Raw genomic sequence first — 2732 nt, 5'->3', positions numbered from 1 at the left:
TGACCCCATTTTCTTTTCTCATGGAGGCACAGAGCCACAGAGGGATGTGGGAGAATCTTGCTTTTCTCCGTGTCTTTGTGACCTAAACTGAGCGATTAGCCTTTAAAGGTTTAAGGTGTAAGGTGTAAGGTGTAAGGTGTAGAGTTTAAGGTTTTTACTTTGTACCTTGTAGGTTTAATGATTACAGGATGTTTTACTATTACAAACGTAAACATTCGACTACGTTTTCAGAAAAGATAAAAATACTCTCACAGAGGCACAAAGTCACAGAGAACCCGAGTCATTTGCCCTCTGTGACTCCGTGTCTCTGTGAGAGTTATCTTATTTTCATTGTTAACCGAATAGTCACTAATGTGGGCAAAACCCGCAGCCTAAAATATTTATGAACCACAGATAGACACAAATGCCGGGTTTTATCTGTGTGCACCTGTGTTCATCTGTGGTTTTGACAAAATTCACCGGCAAATATTTGGTTAAAATTTCTTGTTTTTTTTACCCCTCAAGGGGGTACTGAAAAGAGTGACAGACTTTCAGGAGCAAGGTTCTAAATCTCATCCTATTGCCGCAAAAAAGCATGCTGGATAACCATATCCGGTCATCTGCATCTGGTAGCGTCACCATTTTTAAAACAATTTGCTTTTTTACCATATATTGTGTACAGTATTCAGAATAAGTGCTCTTAGTGAATAAAATTGGGATAATGTATTATTGGAGGAGGGAATGATGCGACGAAACAAGATTACCGTAGTCGGGGCCGGCAATGTCGGGGCTACCTGTGCTCACTGGGCCGCGGCCAAAGAACTGGGTGATGTGGTGCTGATTGATATTATTGAGGGGGTTCCCCAGGGCAAGGGACTCGATCTTTTTGAAGCCTCTCCGGTGGAAGGCTTTGATTCCCGCATCGTCGGTACCAATAACTACGAGGATACCAAAGATTCTGATATTGTGATTATCACTGCCGGCCTGGCCCGTAAACCGGGGATGAGCCGTGATGACCTGCTGGAAAAAAATGCCGGCATCATCAAGGGAGTGACGGAACAGGTGGCTAAATATTCACCCAATGCCTTCATTATTATGGTGACTAACCCGCTGGATGCCATGGTCTACGTGGCCAAGAAAGTGAGCGGTTTTCCGAAAAACCGGGTTATGGGTATGGCTGGAGTGTTGGATTCCGCCCGCATGCGGTCGTTTATTGCCATGGAAATGGATGTTTCAGTTAAAGATGTATCAGCCTTTGTTCTGGGTGGTCATGGTGATTCCATGGTGCCGCTGGCCCGCTATTCAACCGTAGCTGGGATTCCCCTGCCGGCGCTGCTGCCCCAGGAAAAGATTGATGCCATCGTCGAGCGGACTCGCAACGGCGGGGCGGAAATCGTTTCCTTCCTGAAAACCGGCAGTGCCTTTTATGCTCCGTCGGCTTCAGCCGTGCAGATGGCCGAAGCGATCCTCAAAGATAAAAAACGGATTTTACCGGTTGCCGCTTACCTTGAAGGTGAATACGGAATAGACGGTTACTATATGGGTGTGCCGGCGAAACTGGGTGCCGGCGGGGTTGAGCAGGTAATTGAGATTGATTTGCTGCCGGAAGAAAAAGCCGGTCTGCAGAAATCCTGTGAAAGTGTGAAAACGCTGGTGGAGAAAATCAAGGTTTGATCCGGACATTGCCGGGGACGGATTTTTTGAATATAGCCGGGGACAGATTTTTTAAATCTGTCCCCTTTTTCGTTTTTTTTCACCGGTGTTATGTGATAGGAACAGCGATGAAAGGTCAAAGGTATAAGGTATTTTCCCTATACCGCCTGCCGTGTCCAGTAAAGGTACATCTTTTTCAATGAAAAAATCGTTTATAATTCTTCTGCTCATTTTTGCCGTTATCGCCATCCTGCTGGCTGTTGTGCCGCCTCTGTTGCCGTTAACCTCCCTGCAGTTAAAGGTGGAACGTCAGCTGCAGGATTACCTGGGACAACCGGTTCATATGGCTGCTTTGCGCTTCCAGGTTTTTCCGCTTCCGGCTTTTACGGCGGAAAAGCTGGTTGTTGATGAGACAGCGGCCGGCGGCCGGCAGCCATCACTCAGGAGTGACGGGGTGGAAGCGGGACTGAATGTCCTGGCCCTGTGCCGGGGGCGGTTTGCCATTGATAAACTGGTATTCAGCGGCCCGCAACTGTCCGGCAGCCTCAGGGACGGGCATTTTCTGCCCGCCGGATTATCTCGTTTACCTGATTCTTCCGGAGTTTCAACCGCGACTGTTCCACCATTGGAGATTCCCGGCTCGGTCATGAATAGTACCGGCCGGCAGCTGCCTTATATCTTGCCGAGTTCCCGGTTTACCATTAAAGTTATTGACGGGAACTGCCAGCTTGAAAATTTTCCCGGTCTGGCCGAGGGCTTGCAGTTGCAGAAAGTTGAAGCCCGTTATGTCTATGATCCTTCACATTCCGGTTCCGTGTTTCATGGAGAGGGTGCTTGTCTGGGGGGACGTTTTGGCGCCGACTTTTACTGGCATCTTCCCAAAGATGGGTCAAAGTCAAAGCCCGGGTCATTGCAGGTTGATGGCAAACTCCAACTGGTTGGCCTGCTGCTGAAAAATTTGCGCCTGCAGCTGCCGGTATCCGCGGATTTTTTGGATATTCCCTACGGTTCAGGCAATCTGGAGCTGGAAATCAATGGTCACCCGGACAAGGGGTTTACCATTGTCTGTCAGGCTGACATGAACGATCTGATAATCGAGC

Annotated in this window: 2 protein-coding genes; both read left to right on the top strand. The window is 48.5% G+C overall.

The genetic code is table 11. The features are described 5' to 3' along the window. Positions 1 to 723 precede the first annotated feature (723 nt). Positions 724 to 1653 (top strand): malate dehydrogenase, encoded by a 930-nt coding sequence (mdh, locus tag U9P07_08490; protein ID MEA2109440.1) that lies wholly within the window; start codon positions 724 to 726, stop codon positions 1651 to 1653. Positions 1654 to 1831: 178 nt separating this feature from the next. Continuing rightward, positions 1832 to 2732, top strand: a 901-nt coding sequence (locus tag U9P07_08485) for a hypothetical protein (GenBank protein MEA2109439.1), incomplete at its 3' end; no start/stop codon positions are given.

The organism is Pseudomonadota bacterium (assembly GCA_034660915.1).
Taxonomy (GTDB): domain Bacteria; phylum Desulfobacterota; class Anaeroferrophillalia; order Anaeroferrophillales; family Anaeroferrophillaceae; genus DQWO01.
The sequence above is the reverse complement of the archived record's forward strand: the minus strand, read 5'-3'. Positions and strand labels throughout refer to the sequence as shown.

Coding starts and splice junctions, on each gene's coding strand:
- mdh (MEA2109440.1), top strand. CDS start 724: ATGCGACGAAACAAGATTACCGTAGTCGGGGCCGGCAATGTCGGGGCT.